This is a genomic window from Aurantiacibacter xanthus (assembly GCF_003584015.1).
Classification (GTDB): Bacteria; Pseudomonadota; Alphaproteobacteria; order Sphingomonadales; family Sphingomonadaceae; genus Alteraurantiacibacter; species Alteraurantiacibacter xanthus.
The window spans coordinates 1-19337 of sequence record NZ_QXFM01000075.1; the positions used below are offsets into that span (position 1 = coordinate 1).

The following is a 19337-nucleotide window of genomic DNA, read 5'->3' on the forward strand; positions in this document are numbered from 1 at the left end:
CCACGGCCTTTGCCGACTTCGCGCGCAGTTCGCCGTTGCCGGTGGCTGCCGCGGCCAATGCGGTGGACATCACCGCGATCGACATTCCGCGCGAACGCCCGGCACCGCCGCCTCCTCCGCCGCCGCCCCCACCACCCGCGCATCCCTCGCGCCAGTGGGTGCAGGTGGCGACCGGGCAGGACACCGCTGCCTTCCGTTACGACTGGCGGCGCATCAAACGCTCGGCCGAGGGGCTGCTCGACGATGCCAAGGCCTTCACCACCCGTTGGGGTGAAACCAACCGGCTGCTCACCGGCCCCTTCGCCAATGCGCGCGAGGCGCAGGAGTTCGTGTCCGAACTGGGCAAGGCGGGGATCGACAGCTTCCGCTTCACCAGCGATGCGGGGCAGGAAGTCAAGCCGCTGTAGGGGTCTGGCAAGGCGGCTGCGGGTTCTGCACGCCTTTCTTTATGCACATGCTACGAACAGCCCATTGCAGTTTTGCACGGGCGACTTCGCTGCGGCGATTGCACGCGGGCCGACAGGTCAGCCATTAAGCATGGCATGACGAGGACACAGGCTCTATGCGAATGAATACCAACCGCGAGACCATCGACGCGACCGAGGATGCCGCCCCCGTGGACATGCTCGCCGCCGTGTTCGAGGCGCACGGCTGGACTCATGATTTCGTCGGCGATGACGAGATTTGCGGCGAAATCCCCGGTTCCTGGACAACCTATCAGCTGCGCGCGATCTGGCGTGAGGAAGACCGGGTCCTGCAACTGCTCTGTCTGCCCGAAGTGCGCGTGACGGAGGGGCGGCTGCGCGAAGCGCAGGAATTGCTCGCCATGGTCAACGAGCAGCTCTGGCTCGGCCATTTCGATATCTGGTCGCAAGGCTCGGTGCTGCTCTATCGCCATGGGCTGCTGCTGGGCGACGATGGCATGATCAGCCTCGATATGGCGCAACTGGCGCTCGATACGGCGGTGTCCGAATGCGACCGGTTCTATCCCGCATTCCAGTTCGTGCTGTGGGGCGACAAGAGCCCGCGCGAGGCGTTGGCGGCGGCCATGGTCGATGCGGCGGGCGAGGCCTGACAGGGCGGGGCGCGCAACCTTGGGGGTTGAAATTTCGCGCATAACCCAAACTTGGTAAGGCCGACTGGCGCTTACGGCGAAGGATCTAATTTATGGCATTCGAATCAACCCTCCTCGTTGGCTGCGGCAATATGGCCGGAGCGATGCTCGAAGGCTGGCTCGCGGCGGGGGCTTCGCCGGACAGCTTCACCATCGTCGATCCCGCGCGCGAGACCGCGCCGGGCGGGATCGAGCTGCTGCGCGAATTGCCGACAGGTCGTACGTTCGATGCGATCCTGCTCGGGATCAAGCCGCAGATGCTGGGCGACCTCGCCCCGCAGATCGAGCCGCTTGCCGGGCCTGAGTGCACCGTGCTGTCGATGCTGGCCGGGGTCGAGCTGTCGACGCTGAGGGACAAGTTCCCGCGCTCGGCGGCGCAGGTGCGGGTGATGCCCAACCTCGCGGTGGCGCTCGGCAAGGCGCCGGTCGCGCTGGCGCAGTCAGGGCTGGACGAGGCGGCGCAAGGCTCGCTGGTCGAATGGATGGGCGCGCTCGGCTATGCCGAATGGGTGGCCGAGGACAAGTTTGACCTCGTCACCGCGCTGGCGGGCAGCGGGCCGGCCTTCGTCTATCGCTTTATCGACGCGCTCGCCAATGCCTCGGTGCGGCTCGGCCTGCCCGAGCACAAGGCGCAGCAGTTCGCGCTGGCGATGGTGGAGGGCGCAGCGGCGCTGGCCGCCCAGTCCGAGCATACGCCGGGCAAGCTCGCCGACATGGTGGCGAGCAAGGGCGGGGTGACGCGCGCCGGGCTCGATGCGCTGGATGAGGATGAGGCCTTGTCACATCTCATCACCAAGACGCTGCGCTCGGCGCGCGATCGCAGCGTGGAAATGGCCCGTGAGGCGCGCAATCAGGGTTAATAAGGCATCTGCCGGTTTCGCTTGAAATCGCAGGCTTTGATCGCGATATTATGTCTAGCCCGGCCCGCCCCTCAGAGGCCGGACAGAGGAGTTTGCAAGAAAATGGCGAATTGGAACGACAACCGCCCCCAGACTGGCTTTGGCCAGCAAGGCTTCGGCGCGTCGCCGGGCCAGACGCGTGATCTGTCGGGTGGCACCACCTTCGATGCCGGCCTGCGCACGCACATGCTTTCGATTTACAACTACATGGCCTCGGGCGTGCTGTTGACCGGTGTGGTCGCTGCGCTGACGGCCAACATGGGCTGGGCCTATGCCTTTGCCTCGGGTCCGCTGATGTGGATCGTGGCACTGTCGCCGCTCGCCATCGTGTTCGCGATGAGCTTCGGGCGCGACAAGTTCTCGACCTCCACGTTGCAGGCGATGTTCTGGGGCTTCGCGGTCCTGATGGGCCTGTCGCTGTCGACGATTTTCCTCGTCTACACCTCGGGTTCGATTGCGGTGACCTTCTTTGCCACGGCGGCGGCCTTCGCTGGCCTCAGCCTGTTCGGCTACACCACGGGCAAGGATCTGTCGGGCTTCGGCACCTTCCTGATCATGGGTGTGGTCGGCATCCTGATCGCCTCGCTGCTGAACATGTGGTTGCAGTCGCCGGGCCTGATGTGGGCCATCAGCGCGCTGGGCGTGCTGATCTTCGCTGGCCTCACTGCTTATGACACGCAGCGTCTGAAGCAGGAATATCTGGCCATCAACCACTTGAAGGTGACCAATCCCTCGGTGGCTGCTGCCTACCCGCTGGGCAAGATGGTGATCATGGGGGCGCTCAGCCTCTACCTCGACTTCATCAACATGTTCCTGTTCCTGCTGCGTTTCATGGGCGCCTCGCGCGACTGAGACTCGGTTCAGCGTGCGCCTGAAACATGTGGTGCAATAGTTGCCCGGCGACGCTTCTCGCGTTGCCGGGCAAAGTGTATTAGCTATCAGCGGAGAAGCGCCATCCCTCATTCAGGCGCGCCGTTTTACGATCGAACGTCATTGCGACGGAGAGGACCGACACTTGCGAATCGAATTGACGCCCCGCAGGCTTTGCAACGCCGCATTGACTGCCCTGCTGCTGACCTGTGCCGCCTGTAGCACACCCGCACCTCCGCCCCCGCCGCCTCCGCCGCCGCCACCTCCGCCACCGGTGGTGGAAGCCGTGCCGTTCCGCCCGCTGCCGCCGCCTCAGGCCGCCTACGACCTGCAGATCCCGCGGGTCGATGCCGCTGGCGTGCGGCAGACGGTCAACACCGGCCTCGATGAGAACGAAACGCTGTGGCACTTCCGTTCGGGCTGGAACGTGGCGGCGCTCAATTGCCAGCTTGCGGCGGACGATCCGATCCTGACCGGCTACAGCGCGCTGCTGACTTCGCAGTCGCGCGCCTTGTCGCGGGCGAACACGGCCATCGACCGCAAGTTCCGCCAGAACGAGCGGACCGACCGGGCTGCTCTGCTCGCGCGCGAGACCCATTCGACCGGTGTCTACAACTATTTCGCCAACCCTTCGGCGCGGGCCGATTTCTGCGCCGCCGCACGCGAAGTGGCGAGCGAGTTCCTTGCCACCCCGCCTCAGGACATTGCGGCCTTCGCTACGGCGGGTCTCCAGCGTTACGAGCAGGCGTTCAACCGCTTTTACGTTGCCTACGAGCAGTACGAGCAGCTGTCGGCCGAGTGGGACCGCAAGTGGGGCGCGCAATATGGCCCGTCGCAGCCGGGCTGGGTGGCGCTCTATGGCGATGGCACCCGCACACCGCCGGGTGAGGTAACGGCGGAAGCCACCGGCTTTGTGCTCGACCCCGATAGTGGGGCCGAGGTTCCCGTCATTCCGGTAGACGAGACCGTCGCCGCCACCCCGGTGGTGCAACCGGTCCCGACCGACGCGCAATAGCGCCGGCTCATTTTTTCCTTTTCGGAAGGGCGGCTTGGCGTTAAGAGCCGCCCTCCCAAGCCGAGGCGGATTCGATTCCGTGTTCGGCGAACCTGGTAACGGGGCCGTAGCTCAGTTGGGAGAGCGCGTCGTTCGCAATGACGAGGTCAGCGGTTCGATCCCGCTCGGCTCCACCAGTTTGTTTTGCGATCGCGCATCCGCGCGATCGTCCTCGGTGCAATTCCCTCCACTTGGCTGACGCCTTCGTTTCGGGGCACCTGCGGGCGGCCGGTCGGCCTTGCGGGCGCAACACGCCCGTTTGAGCGTCCGGCGTTTTAGGGTAAGTTGACGCCATGCATTTTCTCGATCAGTCCAAGATCTTTCTGAGGTCCGGCGCGGGCGGCCCCGGCGCGGTGAGCTTCCGGCGCGAAAAGTTCATCCAGTACGGCGGGCCCGATGGCGGCAACGGCGGCAAGGGCGGCGATGTGATCTTTCGCGCCGTGCCCGGCCTCAACACCCTGATCGACTTCCGCTATTCGCAGCACTTCAAGGCCAAGCGCGGCGGGCATGGCATGGGCCGCAACCGCACCGGCGCTGCCGCCGAAGACCTCATTATCGAGGTGCCGGTGGGCACGCAGGTGTTCGATGAAGAGCGCGAGGAACTGCTCGCCGACTTCACCGAAGAGGGGCAGGAAGTGACCCTGCTCGAAGGCGGCATGGGCGGGCGCGGTAACGCCAGCTACAAGACCAGCACCAACCGCGCCCCGCGCCAGCATCAGCCCGGCGAAGCCGCGCAGGAGATGTGGGTGTGGCTGCGGCTGAAACTGCTCGCCGACGTAGGCCTGCTCGGGCTGCCGAACGCTGGCAAGTCGACCTTCATCAACGCCGTCTCCAATGCGCGGGCCAAGGTCGGGGCCTATGCCTTCACCACGCTGGTGCCCAAGCTTGGCGTGGTCCACCACAAGGGCCGCGAGTTCGTGATCGCCGACATCCCCGGCCTGATCGAAGGCGCGGCGGACGGTGCAGGAATTGGCGACCGCTTCCTTGGCCATATCGAGCGGTGCCGGGTGCTGATCCACCTGATCGACATCGCCGGCACCGACCCGGTCGAAGCCATGCGTATCGTCGAAGACGAACTGGCCGCTTATGACGACGAACTGGCGGGCAAGCCGCGTCTGGTCGTGCTCAACAAGGTCGATCAGGCCGATGACGAGCTGGTCAAAGCCTTCTCGGAAGAATTGCTCGCGGCGGGGGCAGACCGGGTGTTCGCGATCTCGGGGATGAGCGGTGACGGCATCGACAGGTTGCTCGATGCGCTGTTGAGCTATCTGCCGCTGCGCACCTCGACCGAGACCAAGGCTGCCCCGGTGCTGGCCGAGGAAGAAACGAACGAGCCCGCAAAGCCGTGGAATCCGCTCGGCTGACGCGCTAAGTCGCCGCGCATGAGCATTACATGCCTTCGCGAAATTGCCGACAGCGCGCTTGCGCCGCTGGTCGTGCTCAAGGTTGGTTCCTCGCTGCTGGTCGGCAAGGACGGGCAGCCACGGCGCGCCTGGCTCGCCGGGTTGACCGGCGAGATCGCGCGGCTGCGTGGCGGCGGGCAGAAGGTGATCGTGGTCAGTTCGGGCTCGATCGCGCTGGGTGCGGCGCGGCTGGGCATGGCGCGCGGCGGGCGCGGGAGCCTTGCCGACGCACAGGCCTCTGCCGCGGTGGGCCAGATCGCGCTGGGTGGGCTGTGGGCCGAACTGCTCGGCCAGCACGACCTGATCGCGGCGCAGATGCTGCTCACGCTCGACGACCTTGAAGACCGCCGCCGCTATCTGAACGCCTCGGCCACGATCGGGCGGCTGCTCAAGGCGGGCGTGGTGCCGGTAATCAACGAAAACGATTCGGTCGCCACCGAGGAAATCCGCTTCGGCGACAACGACCGGCTCGCCGCGCGCGTGGCGCAGGCGGCGGGGGCCGATGCGGTGGTGCTGCTGTCGGATATCGACGGGCTTTACGACCGCGACCCGCGCGAGGCGGGGGCGCGACTGCTGCCGCTGGTGGAGGGCGTTACGCCCGAGATTCACGCGATGGCCAGCCCCGGCTCGGGCTCGGGTATGGGCTCGGGCGGGATGACCTCCAAGTTGCAGGCCGCCGAGATTGCCGAGCGGGCGGGTATCGCGCTCGCCATTATCAACGGCACCTATGACCTGCCGCTGGCGCGTGCGCTCGATGGCGACATCGGGACATTGTTCCGACCGCAGCGCAACGACGGCGCGCGCAAGGCATGGCTGGGCGCGCGGCAGAAGATCGAGGGGCAGCTGGTGGTCGATGCCGGATGTGCCGAGGCGCTGCGCGGCGGAGGCAGCTTGCTGGCGGCGGGGATTGTCTCGGTGAGCGGGAGCTTCGGGCGCGGCGATCCGGTCGAGGTGTGTGACGAGAATGGCATGGTGTTGGCGCAGGGGCTGAGCGAGTACCAGAGCGCCGAGGTTGCGGCGATCAAAGGGCTGCGACGCGAGCATATCGAGCCGGTGCTCGGTTATTCGCCGCGCTCGGCGGTGATCCACCGCGACCATCTGGTGATGCTGTGACCGGGCCTGTCGCCATCACGGGGGCCACGGGCTTCGTGGGGCAGGCGGTGATGGACGAGGCGGCGCGGCGCGGCATTGCCCTGCGCGCGCTCACCCGGCGCGAGCAGAAGCCGCGCGACAACGTGACCTGGGTGCGCGGCGACCTTGCCGACCACGCAGCGCTGGCCGAGCTGGCGCGCGGGGCGAGGGCGCTGGTGCACATCGCGGGCGTGGTCAACGGCGCGGACGCCGCCGCCTTCGAGGCAGGCAATGTCGAGGGCACCCGCGCGGTGGTCGCCGCAGGGCAGGCGGAAGGCGTGGCGCGGTTCGTCTGCGTCTCCTCCATCGCCGCGCGCGAGCCGGAGCTGTCGGACTACTGCCGCACCAAGCGCAAGGCCGAGGAGCTGGCCAAGGCCAGCGGGCTCGACTGGACCGTGGTGCGTCCGCCCGCCGTCTATGGCCCGCGCGATACCGAGATCTTCGAGGTGTTCCGCGCCGCTGCGCTCAGGGTCATGCCGATGCCGCCCGAGGGTCGCGCCTCGATGATCCATGTCGGCGATCTGGCCCGCCTGCTGCTCGACGTGGTTCCAGGGGGCGAGGGTCTGTCCGGACAGATCTTCGAGCCCGACGATGGCCGCGCGGGCGGCTGGCGGCATGTCGATATGGCGCGCGCTATCGGGGCGGCGATGGGCTTTCGGGTGTGGCCGCTGTCGATGCCGGGGGCGGTGCTGGCCTTGGGCGGGCGGCTCGACCGGCTCTTGCGCGGTTCGCGCGCCAAGCTGACGCCCGACCGCGCCCGCTACATGTGCCATCCGAACTGGGTGAGCGATCCGGCGCGTGCGGTCCCTCCCACCTTGTGGCAACCGCAGATCGCCACGCCCGAGGGGTTGGCGCAGACTGCTGCATGGTATCGCGCGCAGGGCTGGCTCTGACCGCAGCATTTCGGGCAGAAAAAAAGCCCGGCACGAATGCCGGGCTTTGAAAGTCTTGGGAGAGGATGCCTGAAAGGCCTGTTCCTTATGCGGATCGGGGCCGATTCCCGCAAACGAGCTTACTGCAAGACCTGTTGCGCAATTTGCAACGAACTATTGCACCGCGTTTGATCCCGCGCATTGCGCGTGGTTGGCCGGCTTCGTGCAAGAGGTGAACACTGTGCCCTCATCATTGGGCAGAAAAAAAGCCCGGCGCGAGGCCGGGCTTTGAAAGTCTTGGGAGAGGATGCCTGAAAGGCCCGTTCCTTATGCGGAGCCGGAGCCCTTTGCACAAACGCCATAAGTGCAAGACCTGTTGCGTAATTTGCAACCGACTGGTTGCGCATTGTCAAAGACCTGTCATCTGCGGCTTATGTCGCCCTACTGTAATCGCTCTCCGAAATAAAAATTATGTTAAAAAACAGGTTCGTATCCTGCCGGAAGGTCGCCATCGTCGTCCTTGCCGGGGAGCGGTGAGCTGGACCCGTGAATTCCGCATTCGGTCTTGTCCCAACCGCGCCAGCGGCCCGCGCGCGGATCTTCGCCCGGAAGAACCTTGCTGGTGCAGGGCGCGCAACCCACCGAGAGGAAGCCTTCGGCCTCCAGCGGATGGCGCGGCAGATCGTGCTGCTCGAAGTAGGCTTCGAGATCGTCCTTGGTCCAGTCGCCGAGCGGATTGATCTTCAGGCGGCCTTCTTCGACCTCGAACCGGGGGAGATTCTGCCGGGTGACCGACTGGAACGCCTTGCGCCCCGAAATCCACGCATCGAGCCCGGACTTGGCGCGGGCCAGTGGCTCCACCTTGCGGATTTCGCAGCAGCCATCGGGATCGTAGGACCACCTCAGGCCGCTTTCGTCCTTGGCTGCGAGCACTTCGGGCAGCGGCTGCACAACCTGCGAATTGGTGAGGCCGAGATGCGCCACCAGCGTGTCGCGATAGGCGAGGGTCTCGTCGAACATCTTGAGCGTATCGACGAAGATCACCGGCACCGAAGGATCGGCCTCGGCCAGCAGGTGCAGCAGCACGGCGCTTTCGGTGCCGAAGCTGGAGACCACGCCCACCCGGCCGATCGCCTTCTCGGCAAACAGCGCGGCGAGCATCTCCTGCGTCGACATGTCGGCAAAGCGCGCGTTGAGCGCGTCGGCATCGGCCTGGGTGAAGGCGGGGCCGGTGTCGATCCGGTCGATCTGGCGGATGGCGGCATTACCCATGCCGCTTCTGCCAGATCGGTGCGCGACCGTCGGTGGTCTTCTGATAGACGTCATCCCAGCGGTTGAAGGCAGCTTCCGCATCGGCTTCGTCAAGCTTGCTGGCAGGGGCGAAGGCATCGAAGCCGCAGCGACGCATGATCGCCAGCTGGTCGATCAGCACCTCGCCCACCGCGCGGATTTCGCCGTCGTAGCCTGCCTCGCGCAGCACGCGCGCGGAGGAATAGCCGCGCCCGTCCATGAAGCCGGGGAAGTTGACCTCCACCAGCCTGATCCGTTCAAGGTGCGGCAACAGTTCGCGCGCATCGTCGCCCGGTTCGATCCGCACGGCGGCGGCGTTCGACTGGTCGAGGAAAGCATCGACGGTGACGGCGGCATGGTCGACCATCTCGTCATCGCGGAAGCGGAACTGTACGTCATCAGGACTTGTGCCGAGAGTATCAGGCATAAAGCGCCTCCTTGAACGGGTCCATGCCGATGCGGCGGTAGGTATCGAGGAAGCGTTCGCCGTCCTCGCGCCGGGCGAGATAGACGTCGGCGGCCTTCTCGACCGCGTCGACAATGCCCGCCTCATCGAAGCCGGGACCGGTGATTTTTGCTAGGCTGGTATCCTCCGCCTCGCTCCCGCCGAGCAGCAGCTGGTAATTCTCGGTGCCCTTCTTGTCGACGCCGAGGATGCCGATGTGACCCGCGTGGTGGTGGCCGCAGGCGTTGATGCAGCCCGAGATCTTCAGCTTCAGTTGGCCGAGCGTCTCGCCCTTGCCGTTCTCGGCAAAGCGCTGCGCGATCTTCTGCGCCACGGGGATCGAGCGGGCATTGGCCAGGCTGCAATAATCGAGACCGGGGCAGGCGATGATGTCGCCGATCTGGTCGATATTGGCCGTGGCGAGGCCAGCCTCGGCGAGCTTGGCGTAAAGCTCGTTCAGGCGGCCGATTTCGACATGCGGCAGCACGATGTTCTGCGCATGGGTGACGCGGCACTCGTCGAACGAGTATTCTTTCGCGAGGTCGGCCATCACGTGCATCTGATCAGCGCTGGCGTCGCCGGGAATGCCGCCGACGGGCTTCAGGCTGATCGTCACCGCGACATAGCCGGGGGCCTTGTGGGCCGAGCAGTTGGCGCGGACCCACCGGGCGAAAGCTGCGTCCCCGTTCGCCTCGAGCGCAGTCGAGAGGCGTTCGGCGTTGGGTGTCTCGACTTCGCTCGACACGAACGGCGGCGGCTGAAAAAACGTCTTGATCCGCTCCAGCTCGGCCAGCGGCGGCTCGATGCCCTGCTCCAGCAGGTGGGCGAACTCTTCCTCGACCTGACGCGCATATTCGTCCTTGCCCATCTCGTGGACGAGGATCTTGATGCGCGCCTTGTACTTGTTATCGCGCCGACCGTAGCGGTTGTAGACGCGCAAGGCTGCTTCCGAATAGGTGATCAGCTGGTCGAGCGGGACGAACTCGCGGATCAGCGGGGCGATCATCGGGGTGCGGCCCATGCCGCCGCCGACGTAGAACGCGCAGCCGATCTCGCCCGCCTCGTTCTTCACGATCTGGATGCCGATATCGTGCAGGCGCATCGCCGCACGGTCGTTGTCCGAGGCGATCACGCAGATCTTGAACTTGCGCGGCAGGTGCAGGAATTCCGGGTGGAAGCTCGACCACTGGCGCAGCAGCTCGGCATAGGGGCGCGGATCGATCAGTTCGTCGGCGGCAGCGCCAGCGTACTGGTCCGAGCTGATGTTGCGGATGCAGTTGCCGCTGGTCTGGATCGCATGCATCTCGACCTTGGCGAGATCGGCGAGGATATCGGGCGCATCCTCCAGCTTGATCCAGTTATACTGGATGTTCTGCCGCGTGGTGAAGTGGCCATAGCCGCGGTCGTACTTGTCGGCGATGTCGGCCAGCGCGTGCATCTGCGTGGCGTTGAGCGTGCCATAGGGCACCGCCACGCGCAGCATGTAGGCATGCAGCTGGAGGTAGAGCCCGTTCTGCAGACGCAGCGGCTTGAACTGGTCCTCGGTCATCTTGCCTTCGAGGCGGCGGCGGGTCTGGTCGCGGAACTCGGCGACGCGGGTGTCGACCATCTGCTGGTCGTAACTATCATACTTATACATCGACCATCTCCGTTCGGGTCGAGCGCAGTCGAGACACGGTGCGCGGAAGCTTCTCGACTTCGCTCGAAGCGAACGGGAAGCGGAATTGCGGGAACATCATCAGATCACCCAGTTGAGAGCTTCGGGCTCGGCGGGTTTGAGGGTCAGGTCGGGGCGCACCGTGGGGCCGAGCGCGCGCACGCGGTCCTTGATATGGGCAGGGCGAACCTTGCCGTTCTCGTCCAGCGAGGCCTCGATGGCGTAGCTGGCGTTCACGCGGCGGGCGGCTTCCTCGCGGGCGAGGATCGTTTCGGCTTCGTCGCCGACATCGACTGCGTCGTCGACATGGGGCGACCAGCCCTGGCCGTCCCACCAGGTGACGAAGCCGGTCAAAAGATCGTTTCCGGTCAGGATTTTCACTGTGCGGCCTCCAGAGCCAGTTGGGTGAGGGCGGCGTCACCGCGTGCGGTAACCTCGCCGATGATGATGAGGGCGGGGCTCTTCACGGCCTCGCGCGAGACGAGATCGGCCAGGCCCGCCAAGGGCGCGCGCAGCACGCGCATATCGGCGCGGCAGGCGTTTTCGATCACGGCGAGCGGGGCATCGGGGGCGAGGCCATCGTCCATGAGCTTTTCCGAGATCTGCGCGGCGGTGGAAACGCCCATGTAGATCACCAGCGTGCGCCCCTTGCCGGCTAGGCCCGCCCAGTTCTGTTCGCTGAGGCCCTTGCACTGGCCCGCCACGAAGCTGACCACCGAAGCATCCTCGCGGTGGGTGAGCGCGATCTGCGCGGCGGCGGCGGCGCCGTTGGCGGCGGAAATGCCGGGGACGACCTCGACCTTCACGCCAGCGGCCTGTGCCGCTTCCATTTCCTCGCCGCCACGGCCGAACACGAAGGGATCGCCGCCCTTCAGCCGCACCACGTCATTCCCGGCCAGCGCCTCGCGCACGAGCAGGTCGTTGATCGCGTCCTGCGGCATGGTGTGGCGCGCGCGCGCCTTGGCGACGCTGACAAGGCGGGCATCGGGCCGCGCCATGGCGAGGATTGCGGGATCGACCAGCCCGTCGTGCACGATCACCCGCGCCTGCGAGACCAGCCGCGCGGCGCGCACGGTCAGCAGATCGGGATCGCCCGGACCCGCGCCCACGAGATGAATCGTGCCAATAGGATAGGTTTCAGCCATGGAATGCAGATGAACGTTTGCCCGCAGGGTTTGAAGCGAGAATGCCTACACGACAGGGTAGGTCAGCTTTAGCCCGCCTTCGCGCTTCATTGACCTTTAAGCGGCAGCCGATAAGGACAGGGCGTCTAACCAACGGGTTATGCGCCGCATTCGGGCGGGCTGGCCTTTGCACGAACGAGGAGCATCATGGCAGAGCCGGTCACGATCTGCATCTGCACCTATCGCCGCCCCTCGCTGTTCGAAACGCTCGCCTCGATTGCGCAGATCCGGCTGGCGGAGGTCGAGGTGGCGGCGGTGCTGGTGGTCGACAACGATGTGACCGATGCCCTGCGCTCCGAGGTGACGGATTTCGCCGGCAGCTATCGCTTTCCGCTGCGCTATTGCCATGCGCCGGCGCAGAATATCTCGATTGCGCGCAACGCCGCGCTCGACGGGGTGGAAACGCGCTGGGCCGCCTTCATCGACGATGACGAGGTGGCAAGCACCGACTGGCTGGAGGAGCTTTACGCCGGGGCCGAGGGTGCCGAGGCCGTGATCGGCCAGAGCGTGGCGCAATATGGGCCGGCATTGCCCGGCTGGGCCGCCCGGTGCGACTTTCACTCGAACCGGATTACCGGCCGGGTGGACAATGCCTATACCTCGAATGCCCTGCTCGATGTGGACTTTCTGCGCCGCAACGCCATCCGTTTCCGCGAAGAACTGGGGCGCACGGGCGGCGAAGATACGCTGCTGTTCCGCCAGCTGACCGCCAGCGGCGGACGGATCGTCTATCGCCCGGAATCGGTGGTTTACGAGGATGTGCCCAGTTCGCGCGCCTCGATGACATGGGTGTTTCGCCGCATGTTCCGTGCCGGGCAGACGCACGGGCTGCTCTCGCGCGAGTTCGACGCCAGGGGCTTCTCGCGCCTCGGCCTGACCGCCGGAGCCAAGGCGCTGGTGAGCGCGGCGATGACCGTTGCCACCCTGCCGGGAAGCGATGCCTCGCGCCGCTGGGCAGCGCGCGCGGCATTGCATTGCGGCGCGCTCAGCTACCGGGTGCGGCCGACGATCCTCGAAGAATACGGGGCGGCACCTTCGCCAACGCCCTCAAGCTGACGGCGCGCAACCGTTCGAACCGGGCCGGAGCCCTCAGACCGGGTCGTTCTTCTTCTCCACCCGCTGTGCGATGGCGGCCACCAGTTGCTGGAACTGGGCGTTGTCGCGCAGGTTGAGGTCGCGCTGGGGGAAGGGGATCTCGATGTCGTGTTCCTCGAACAGATCCCACAGCCGCTTGAGCACCATCGAACGGACATTGCCCACGCCCTCCTCGGGATCGACGATCCAGCAATGGATCACGAAATTGACCGAGTTGTCGCCATACTCGTTCATCCACACGGTCGGCGGGGGCACCTTGAGCACGCGCGGGCAATCGGCGGCGGCTTCAAGCATCAGCTTTTCCGCCAGCTTCATGTCGGCCCCGTAGGAAATGCCGACCCGCACCTGCATCCGCACGTTCTTGCTCGAATAGGACCAGTTCTCGACCTGATTGACCATCAGGTTCTCGTTCGGAATCAGATATTCCTTCTCGTCGCGCGTCACGATGGAGACGGCGCGGATGCCGATCTTGCGGATCTGGCCGAAGCTCTCCTTGCCCGACTGATCGGCGATGGCGATCACGTCGCCGGGTTTGATCGACTTGTCGAGCAGCAGGATGATCCCGGCGATGAGGTTGCCGAAGGTTTTTTGCAGACCAAAACCGATGGCGAGACCGAAGGCGCCGGAGAACACGGTCAGCGCGGTGAGGTTGATCCCCAGCATGTCGATGCCGATCAGGATCGCCGCCGCCCAGACCACGATGGTCAGCATTTTCTCGGCCAGCAGGCGCTGCGACGGATCGAGCTTGGTCAGCCGTTCGAGCATCGAGTGCGAGACACGCGAGAACAGCCGCGCGCCGATGATGACGCCTGCCACCACCATGATCACGACCAGCACGCTCCACACCGAAAAGCGCGTGTCGGCAATGGTGAAGCCCCAGCTGTCGAGCTTTTCGATCGCCCCGGCAATGGTGACGCTCTGTTCGGCCACTGCGTCTTTCAGGGCATCGGCTCCGGCCACGCCATCGTCGTTGACGGGGAAGTCGGAAGGCATGTTCGCGCCCGACATTTCCACCGCCTGACGCGCGCGTTCGACCGCCTTTTCGGCCTCCTGCAAGGCGACGGCAGCCGCCGTGGCATCGGGTGTGGGTGCGGTGGCCGCGGCGTTTGCGGCCTCGGTCGGGCCCACCGGAAGCGTGGACAGCTGCTCGGCGGCGCTCATGATTCTCCCATGGCCGCAAAGCCGCGTTCCAGATCGCGGATCAGATCGCCCGCATCCTCCAGCCCGATGGCGAGCCGCACGCCAAGCCCGCTGCCCTCGTCGATGCCGGGAGGCCAGGGGCGAAGAGAATGCAGCCCCGCCGGGTCGACCGGAATGGCGAGGCTTTCGTAGCCGCCCCAGCTGAACCCGATGCCGAACAGCTCCAGCCGGTCGAGCAGGCGCGCACGCGCCGACTTGTCGGCCCCTGCGGCGAGGACGAAGCTGAACAGGCCGCAGCCGCCGGTAAAATCACGCTGCCACAGGTCGTTGCCCGGTGCGCCGCCCAGTTGCGGGCACAGCACCGCGCTGACCTCGGGCCGGGTGGTCAGCCAGCGCGCCACTTCAGCGGCGGTGGCGCTGGTGCGTTCGAGCCGCAGGCCCAGCGTGCGCAGGCCGCGCAGGGCCAGTGCGGCGTCGTCGGGCGAAACGACCTGTCCGAGCATCTGCGCATGGCGGCGAATCTGTGCCAGCTGCGGCGCGCGGGCGGATACCGCGCCCATCATCAGGTCGGAATGGCCGCCGACATGCTTGGTCAGGCTCATCAGCGTGACGTCGCAGCCATGGGCGAGGGCGGCAAAGCCGAGCGGCCCGGCCCAGGTGTTGTCGATCACGCTGACCACACCCTTTTCGCGCGCGATAGCGGCGAGCGCGGGTATGTCGCTGACTTCCATTGTCAGGCTGCCGGGGCTTTCGAGCATCACCACACGGGTGCTGGGCCCGATCATCGCGGCAAAGCCCTCGATGTCGAGCGGGTCGAAGGAACGGTGGGTGATGCCATAGCCCGCCAGCAGCCCGGCGGCGATGCTGCGCGTCGGCTCGTAAGCGTTGTCGCAGACGAGCAGTTCGTCGCCCGGCTTCAGCAGCGCCAGCAGCGTGGCGGCGATGGCGGCGACCCCGCTGGGGAACAGCTCGGTTCCCTCGGCGCCTTCCTCCAGCTCGGTCAGCGCATCGGCCAGCGCCCATTGGGTCGGCCCACCGCGGCGGCCGTAATAGAAGTGACCGTCTTCGTTGGGGCGGCCCTTGGCGAGGTCTTCGGTGCTTTCGTAAAGGTGCGTGCTGGCGCGCCAGACCGGCGGGTTGACGACGCTGCCGGGCTGGCCTGGTACGCTGCGCCATTGCTTGCGGCGTCCGGCCTCGACCAGACGGGTGGCATTGGCGTGGGTTTCGCCGTTCGATCCGTTTTCGTTCAAGCGGCTGGCCCTGTTTCCTTGGGGGTGGCGGGATCGGTGCCCCATTCGGCCCAGCTGCCATCGTACAGGGCCACGTCGTTCTTGCCGGCGAGCGCCAGTGCGAACAGCAGCACCGCCGCGGTGACGCCGCCGCCGCAGGTGGTCACCAGCGGGCGGTCGAGATCGACCCCGGCCCTGGCGAAGGCAGCGCGGATTTCCTCGGGCGACTTGTAGGTCTCGTCGGCGTTGAACAGCTCGTCGAACGGCAGGTTGCGCGAGCCGGGAATGTGTCCGTCGGCGACCTCGGGGCGGAAGTCCGACATTTCGCCGGTGAAGCGCTTGGCCCCGCGCGCATCGACCAGCTGTTCGGCCTTGCTGTCGAGGTTGGCGAGCACATCGGCCTTGCTCCGCACTTCGACGTCACCGGGAAGCGCGGCGAAGGTGGAGGGCGCGACATCGGGCGTACCGCTTTCGAGCAGGCGGCCCTCGCTCCGCCACTTGGGCAGGCCGCCGTCGAGCACCGAGACGCGGGCCATCCCGTGCAACCGCGCGATGAACCAGGCGCGGGCAGCGGTTTTCACATAGCTGTCGTCGTAGAGCACGACATGATCGGTCTCGCGCACGCCGAGTGCTGCCATGCGTTGGGAGAAAGTTGCCGGGTCGGGCAGGGCGGCGGGCACTTTGCTCGCCGGATCGACCAGCGTCGCGAGATCGAGAAAACGCGCGCCGGGGATATGCGCCTCGGCATAGTCCGCCTTGGGATCGCGCCCGGCGTCGGGCAGGTGGGCGCTGGCATCCAGCACGACGAGATTGGGAGCGCCGAGACTATCGGCCAGCCACTGGGTGGAGACGAGCATGGACATGGGCCTCAGCTTAGCCCGCCCGCCGCGCCGGGTAAACGCCGCACTTGCCCGCGCGCGCAAACGGAGGCATCGCATCTTGCATGAGCGACAATGCAACCCCTCTGCACCTTGGCCAGACCAGCAGCCTGCCCGCCTCTCCTGAAGAGGCCGTGCTCGACTATGTCCCCAATCCGCGCCCGCAGGCGCTGTATATGGTGCGCTTTGCCGCGCCCGAGTTCACCTCGCTGTGCCCGGTGACGGGGCAGCCCGACTTCGCCCATCTGGTGATCGACTATGCGCCGGGCGAGACCATCGTCGAATCGAAGAGCCTCAAGCTGTTCCTCGGCAGTTTCCGCAATCACTGCGGGTTCCACGAGGACGTGACCGTGGGCATCGGCGAGCGTCTGTTTAATGAGATGGCTCCCAAGTGGCTGCGCATCGGCGGCTACTGGTATCCGCGCGGCGGCATTCCGATCGACGTGTTCTGGCAAAGCGGCACCCCGCCCGAGGGGCTGTTCCTGCCCGATCAGGGAGTCGCGCCCTATCGCGGGCGTGGGTGAGCCTTTCGGGCTGAGTCGGATGACAATGCCATGATCCACCTTGCTCCCCTCCCCTTGGGGAGCAAGGTGGATCAATGCTGTGCGGTGACAATCTAATGCATTGAAAATTCAGGGGGTGCTGGCTGCAGGCTTGTGAGGCTCGAAGTAAGCATTGGATAAATAGTCCTGAATTTTAGCGAAGTTTCATTGGTGCCCCCAGTGGGAGCAAAAAGGTGGGCTTAGTTGACGAGCTGAGCCTCTACCTACTTTCCGATTTTCGATGATTTCCAGAGCGATTTGCGCACGCTGATCAAGCACACCTGGCGCGGGAATGCGCACACCGGAAGGTTCGATTGCGAAGCGCGCGTTGGAGGTGATGCTCACTGATGATGTGCGCTGCCGCCAGTTCGATGCGGACCCCCGCATTGAGGGGTTTCAAGGCCACGATCGGTTCAGACGGATTGTGGCCTACTGCCGGAACGGCGAGAGTCGGGATGACTTCGGTGAACGAGTGATGCGGGCGGGGGGCTGGCTGAGCGCTGGCCGAGGAGGCGTTGACCAAGGCAAGGAGGGCTGCGCGTGCTACGGCTAGCTAGGCTTCCTTTCCAATTGCCTCGATCCGAAAGAGGGGGAGATAGTCGCGCGGAACGATGCGGCCAGTAAAAATGCTCATGGTCGTGGTGGGAGCAATTTTTGACAGCAGAGGGTCTACAAATTCAGCTGCGAAGAGCCGCGCATCGTCCGAGAAAAACCTCAGTTCGCCTGCTCTTGTGCGCGCCACCACACCAAGCAGTTCCGTGCTTTCTTCGTCAGGCGGCGATAGCGGCTGTTTTGTAGCAGGAGGCGGCCAATGATATCTCGGCCTTTCTTCTATGGTGATCCCATTGATGGAAGGCGAGGCGGAGCCACCAAAAGGTCCCGGCCATCGGAGGCGATCAATATACAACATTTGGGTGAGGTCGATCTTTTCCTCTTCACCCTCACCAGTGACTGTCATTTCGGCTACAATACGATCTTCGATGGCCTTGCGGACGTCTTCGAATGTTGCGAGTTGGGCAGGCACCAGACCGAGCCAAGTCGCCGCCGAGATGAAACCTATGGCTTCATTCGTGCCGCGAACGATCTTGATAAGCCACTTTAGCACTACTTTGGCAGAAATCTGATTTTTGGGATTCCCAAGGTGGGATTCCAGTGATTCATAGGGAGCCAGCTTTTCGAAGGGGCTGGCGATGGATACGGATTGGCGTGGCGAACTGGACGAGTGGTTGGCACCGTTTGTAGCGGCGTTGCGACACAAGACGCGTGGCCGGATGTGTCCGGCGTATATCGCGGGACTGATCGGCCCGGGGGATCGCAAAAGCATACAGCCGATGGCCGCCCGGACAGATGATGTCAGCTACGATCGGCTGCATCATTTCATCGCCAGCGGCGTGTGGGACGAAGCACCGCTGGAGGCAGCTCTGCTCGCCGAGGCCGACCGGCAGGTAGGCGGCGAGAAGGCCTGGCTGATCATCGACGACACGGCGCTGCCCAAGAAGGGGCGCCATTCCGTCGGCGTGGCGCCGCAATATGCGTCGGCACTGGGCAAGAATGCCAACTGCCAGACGCTGGTGTCGGTGACGCTGGCATCTGGCGAAGTCCCCATCATGGTCGGCCTGCGCCTGTTCCTGCCCGAGAGCTGGACCGGAGACGTGGCCCGCCTGGAACGGACTGGAGTTCCTCTCGATTGCTGCCCCTACAGGACCAAGCCCGAGATCGCGCTCGCTGAGATCGATCGGGTCGGCGCTGCGGGTGTTCGTTTCGGCTGTGTCCTGGCGGATGCGGGCTATGGCATGTCCGCACCGTTCCGACAGGGGCTGAGTGAGCGCGGGCTTGCATGGGCGGTGGGCATACCTTTCAGACAGAAGGTCTACCCCGCCGATGTTGGGATGATCTTCCCGATCGCTGGAAGAGGTCGCCCTCGCAAGAACGCCATCCCCGACGCAAAATCGATATCCGCCAAGGCAATGCTGGAGATGGCAAGGTGGCGCAAGGTGAGTTGGCGGCGCGGGACCAAAGGGCCACTCTCGGCGCGGTTCGCTGCCGTTCGCGTGCGTGTCGCCGATGGTCCGCCCCAGCGCATCCGGGACATGGGTGCGCAACATCTGCCCGGCGAGGAGGTGTGGTTGGTCGGGGAGCATCGCTCGACTGGCGAGCGCAAATACTACCTCTCCAACCTGCCTGCCAGCACGCCAATCAGGCAGCTTGCCGGCGCCATCAAGGCCCGCTGGGTCTGTGAGCAGGGGCATCAGCAACTCAAGGAAGAACTCGGCCTCGATCACTTCGAGGGTAGATCATGGAAGGGGCTGCACCGACACGCGCTGATGTCCATGATCGCCCTGGCCTTCTTGCAGACCCAGCGCCTCAAGCAGGCCAAGGGGGAAAAAAAGGACTGCCGGTCCGCCTCCACAGCCGAGCTTACCAGCGATCAGACAGGCCATCATTGACCGCTTCTCCAAGCCACCGGATCGGCCATGCCCGCACTGCGGTCGCTGCATATCTGACCCGACACCAGAAAATCTGCCAAAGTAGTG

20 protein-coding genes and 1 tRNA gene are annotated in these 19337 nt (G+C 65.3%); 12 read left to right on the plus strand and 9 right to left on the minus strand.

Translation table 11 applies throughout. The annotated features are described in order from the left end of the window. From D2V17_RS08405 to D2V17_RS08445, 9 genes are all read left to right on the plus strand, one after another. On the plus strand, positions 1–407 hold a 407-nt coding region (locus D2V17_RS08405), incomplete at its 5' end, for an SPOR domain-containing protein (RefSeq protein WP_191229129.1). Between the two features lie 161 nt (positions 408–568). Continuing rightward, complete coding sequence (locus D2V17_RS08410) at positions 569–1075, plus strand: type III secretion system chaperone family protein (RefSeq protein WP_119592626.1); 507 nt, start codon at positions 569–571, stop codon at positions 1073–1075. 92 nt (positions 1076–1167) lie between these two features. After that, positions 1168–1974 (plus strand): pyrroline-5-carboxylate reductase family protein, encoded by an 807-nt coding sequence (locus D2V17_RS08415; RefSeq protein WP_119592627.1) that lies wholly within the window; start codon positions 1168–1170, stop codon positions 1972–1974. 102 nt (positions 1975–2076) lie between these two features. Continuing rightward, positions 2077–2865: a Bax inhibitor-1/YccA family protein gene (locus tag D2V17_RS08420; protein WP_119592628.1), complete on the plus strand. Its 789-nt coding sequence runs from the start codon at positions 2077–2079 to the stop codon at positions 2863–2865. A 205-nt stretch (positions 2866–3070) separates the two neighbouring features. Further along, entirely contained in the window at positions 3071–3898 is an 828-nt protein-coding gene (locus D2V17_RS08425) for a hypothetical protein (RefSeq protein ID WP_147367301.1), read from the plus strand. 100 nt (positions 3899–3998) lie between these two features. Beyond that, a tRNA-Ala gene (locus D2V17_RS08430) sits at positions 3999–4074 on the plus strand. 156 nt (positions 4075–4230) lie between these two features. Continuing rightward, a complete protein-coding gene (gene obgE, locus D2V17_RS08435; protein WP_119592630.1) occupies positions 4231–5301 on the plus strand; it encodes a GTPase ObgE in 1071 nt (356 codons plus the stop codon). Between the two features lie 18 nt (positions 5302–5319). Beyond that, a complete protein-coding gene (gene proB, locus D2V17_RS08440) occupies positions 5320–6453 on the plus strand; it encodes a glutamate 5-kinase (RefSeq protein ID WP_119592631.1) in 1134 nt (377 codons plus the stop codon). After that, the gene (locus D2V17_RS08445) at positions 6450–7364 is read left to right on the plus strand and encodes an NAD-dependent epimerase/dehydratase family protein (RefSeq protein WP_281270560.1); all 915 of its coding nucleotides are present in this window, start codon (positions 6450–6452) and stop codon (positions 7362–7364) included. The genes proB and D2V17_RS08445 overlap by 4 nt, the downstream gene beginning before the upstream one ends. 453 nt (positions 7365–7817) lie before the next feature. On the opposite strand, the gene D2V17_RS08450 is transcribed toward D2V17_RS08445, so the two are convergent. The 5 genes from D2V17_RS08450 to cobA all read right to left on the minus strand — a co-directional run bounded on the left by D2V17_RS08450 (position 7818) and on the right by cobA (position 11880). Continuing rightward, entirely contained in the window at positions 7818–8615 is a 798-nt protein-coding gene (locus D2V17_RS08450; RefSeq protein WP_119592632.1) for a phosphoadenylyl-sulfate reductase, read from the minus strand. Further along, positions 8608–9060, minus strand: coding sequence for a DUF934 domain-containing protein (locus D2V17_RS08455; protein ID WP_119592633.1), 453 nt, complete (start codon positions 9058–9060; stop codon positions 8608–8610). The genes D2V17_RS08450 and D2V17_RS08455 overlap by 8 nt, the downstream gene beginning before the upstream one ends. Next, the gene (locus D2V17_RS08460; protein WP_119592634.1) at positions 9053–10717 is read right to left on the minus strand and encodes a nitrite/sulfite reductase; all 1665 of its coding nucleotides are present in this window, start codon (positions 10715–10717) and stop codon (positions 9053–9055) included. The genes D2V17_RS08455 and D2V17_RS08460 overlap by 8 nt, the downstream gene beginning before the upstream one ends. 99 nt (positions 10718–10816) lie before the next feature. After that, positions 10817–11116, minus strand: coding sequence for a DUF2849 domain-containing protein (locus D2V17_RS08465; protein WP_119592635.1), 300 nt, complete (start codon positions 11114–11116; stop codon positions 10817–10819). Then, the gene (gene cobA / locus D2V17_RS08470) at positions 11113–11880 is read right to left on the minus strand and encodes a uroporphyrinogen-III C-methyltransferase (RefSeq protein ID WP_119592636.1); all 768 of its coding nucleotides are present in this window, start codon (positions 11878–11880) and stop codon (positions 11113–11115) included. Before cobA ends, D2V17_RS08465 begins: the two co-directional genes overlap by 4 nt. Positions 11881–12066: 186 nt before the next feature. Here cobA and D2V17_RS08475 point away from each other — a divergent pair, with 186 nt between their 5' ends. Then, entirely contained in the window at positions 12067–12975 is a 909-nt protein-coding gene (locus D2V17_RS08475) for a glycosyltransferase family 2 protein (protein ID WP_119592637.1), read from the plus strand. Positions 12976–13008: 33 nt separating this feature from the next. Here D2V17_RS08475 and D2V17_RS08480 read toward each other — a convergent pair whose 3' ends face one another. Genes D2V17_RS08480 through sseA form a run of 3 tightly spaced genes read right to left on the minus strand, consistent with a single transcriptional unit; the run spans position 13009 to position 16246 of the window. Then, entirely contained in the window at positions 13009–14175 is a 1167-nt protein-coding gene (locus D2V17_RS08480; protein WP_425453633.1) for a mechanosensitive ion channel family protein, read from the minus strand. Next, on the minus strand, positions 14172–15449 hold the full coding sequence (metC, locus tag D2V17_RS08485) for a cystathionine beta-lyase (protein WP_119592638.1): 1278 nt from the start codon (positions 15447–15449) through the stop codon (positions 14172–14174). The genes D2V17_RS08480 and metC overlap by 4 nt, the downstream gene beginning before the upstream one ends. After that, entirely contained in the window at positions 15401–16246 is an 846-nt protein-coding gene (gene sseA, locus D2V17_RS08490; protein WP_119592639.1) for a 3-mercaptopyruvate sulfurtransferase, read from the minus strand. Before sseA ends, metC begins: the two co-directional genes overlap by 49 nt. 80 nt (positions 16247–16326) lie before the next feature. On the opposite strand from sseA, the gene queF reads away from it, so the two are divergent. Then, the gene (queF, locus tag D2V17_RS08495; RefSeq protein ID WP_119592640.1) at positions 16327–16785 is read left to right on the plus strand and encodes a preQ(1) synthase; all 459 of its coding nucleotides are present in this window, start codon (positions 16327–16329) and stop codon (positions 16783–16785) included. A 571-nt stretch (positions 16786–17356) separates the two neighbouring features. Here queF and D2V17_RS08505 read toward each other — a convergent pair. Continuing rightward, complete coding sequence (locus D2V17_RS08505) at positions 17357–17908, minus strand: type 2 periplasmic-binding domain-containing protein (protein ID WP_119592642.1); 552 nt, start codon at positions 17906–17908, stop codon at positions 17357–17359. Positions 17909–17993: 85 nt separating this feature from the next. Here D2V17_RS08505 and D2V17_RS08510 point away from each other — a divergent pair, with 85 nt between their 5' ends. Beyond that, the gene (locus tag D2V17_RS08510; protein WP_119592595.1) at positions 17994–19250 is read left to right on the plus strand and encodes an IS701 family transposase; all 1257 of its coding nucleotides are present in this window, start codon (positions 17994–17996) and stop codon (positions 19248–19250) included. The last annotated feature ends 87 nt before the right edge of the window (positions 19251–19337 follow it).

Excerpts from the sequence above, each read along its gene's own strand:
- D2V17_RS08450 (WP_119592632.1), bottom strand. The coding sequence starts at position 8,615 with ATGGGTAATGCCGCCATCCGCCAGATCGACCGGATCGACACCGGCCCC.
- D2V17_RS08460 (WP_119592634.1), bottom strand. The coding sequence starts at position 10,717 with ATGTATAAGTATGATAGTTACGACCAGCAGATGGTCGACACCCGCGTC.
- cobA (WP_119592636.1), bottom strand. The coding sequence starts at position 11,880 with ATGGCTGAAACCTATCCTATTGGCACGATTCATCTCGTGGGCGCGGGT.
- D2V17_RS08510 (WP_119592595.1), top strand. The coding sequence starts at position 17,994 with ATGGATACGGATTGGCGTGGCGAACTGGACGAGTGGTTGGCACCGTTT.
- queF (WP_119592640.1), top strand. The coding sequence starts at position 16,327 with ATGAGCGACAATGCAACCCCTCTGCACCTTGGCCAGACCAGCAGCCTG.
- D2V17_RS08420 (WP_119592628.1), top strand. The coding sequence starts at position 2,077 with ATGGCGAATTGGAACGACAACCGCCCCCAGACTGGCTTTGGCCAGCAA.
- proB (WP_119592631.1), top strand. The coding sequence starts at position 5,320 with ATGAGCATTACATGCCTTCGCGAAATTGCCGACAGCGCGCTTGCGCCG.
- D2V17_RS08410 (WP_119592626.1), top strand. The coding sequence starts at position 569 with ATGAATACCAACCGCGAGACCATCGACGCGACCGAGGATGCCGCCCCC.
- D2V17_RS08455 (WP_119592633.1), bottom strand. The coding sequence starts at position 9,060 with ATGCCTGATACTCTCGGCACAAGTCCTGATGACGTACAGTTCCGCTTC.
- D2V17_RS08415 (WP_119592627.1), top strand. The coding sequence starts at position 1,168 with ATGGCATTCGAATCAACCCTCCTCGTTGGCTGCGGCAATATGGCCGGA.
- sseA (WP_119592639.1), bottom strand. The coding sequence starts at position 16,246 with ATGTCCATGCTCGTCTCCACCCAGTGGCTGGCCGATAGTCTCGGCGCT.
- D2V17_RS08480 (WP_425453633.1), bottom strand. The coding sequence starts at position 14,175 with ATGAGCGCCGCCGAGCAGCTGTCCACGCTTCCGGTGGGCCCGACCGAG.
- metC (WP_119592638.1), bottom strand. The coding sequence starts at position 15,449 with ATGGGGCACCGATCCCGCCACCCCCAAGGAAACAGGGCCAGCCGCTTG.
- obgE (WP_119592630.1), top strand. The coding sequence starts at position 4,231 with ATGCATTTTCTCGATCAGTCCAAGATCTTTCTGAGGTCCGGCGCGGGC.
- D2V17_RS08475 (WP_119592637.1), top strand. The coding sequence starts at position 12,067 with ATGGCAGAGCCGGTCACGATCTGCATCTGCACCTATCGCCGCCCCTCG.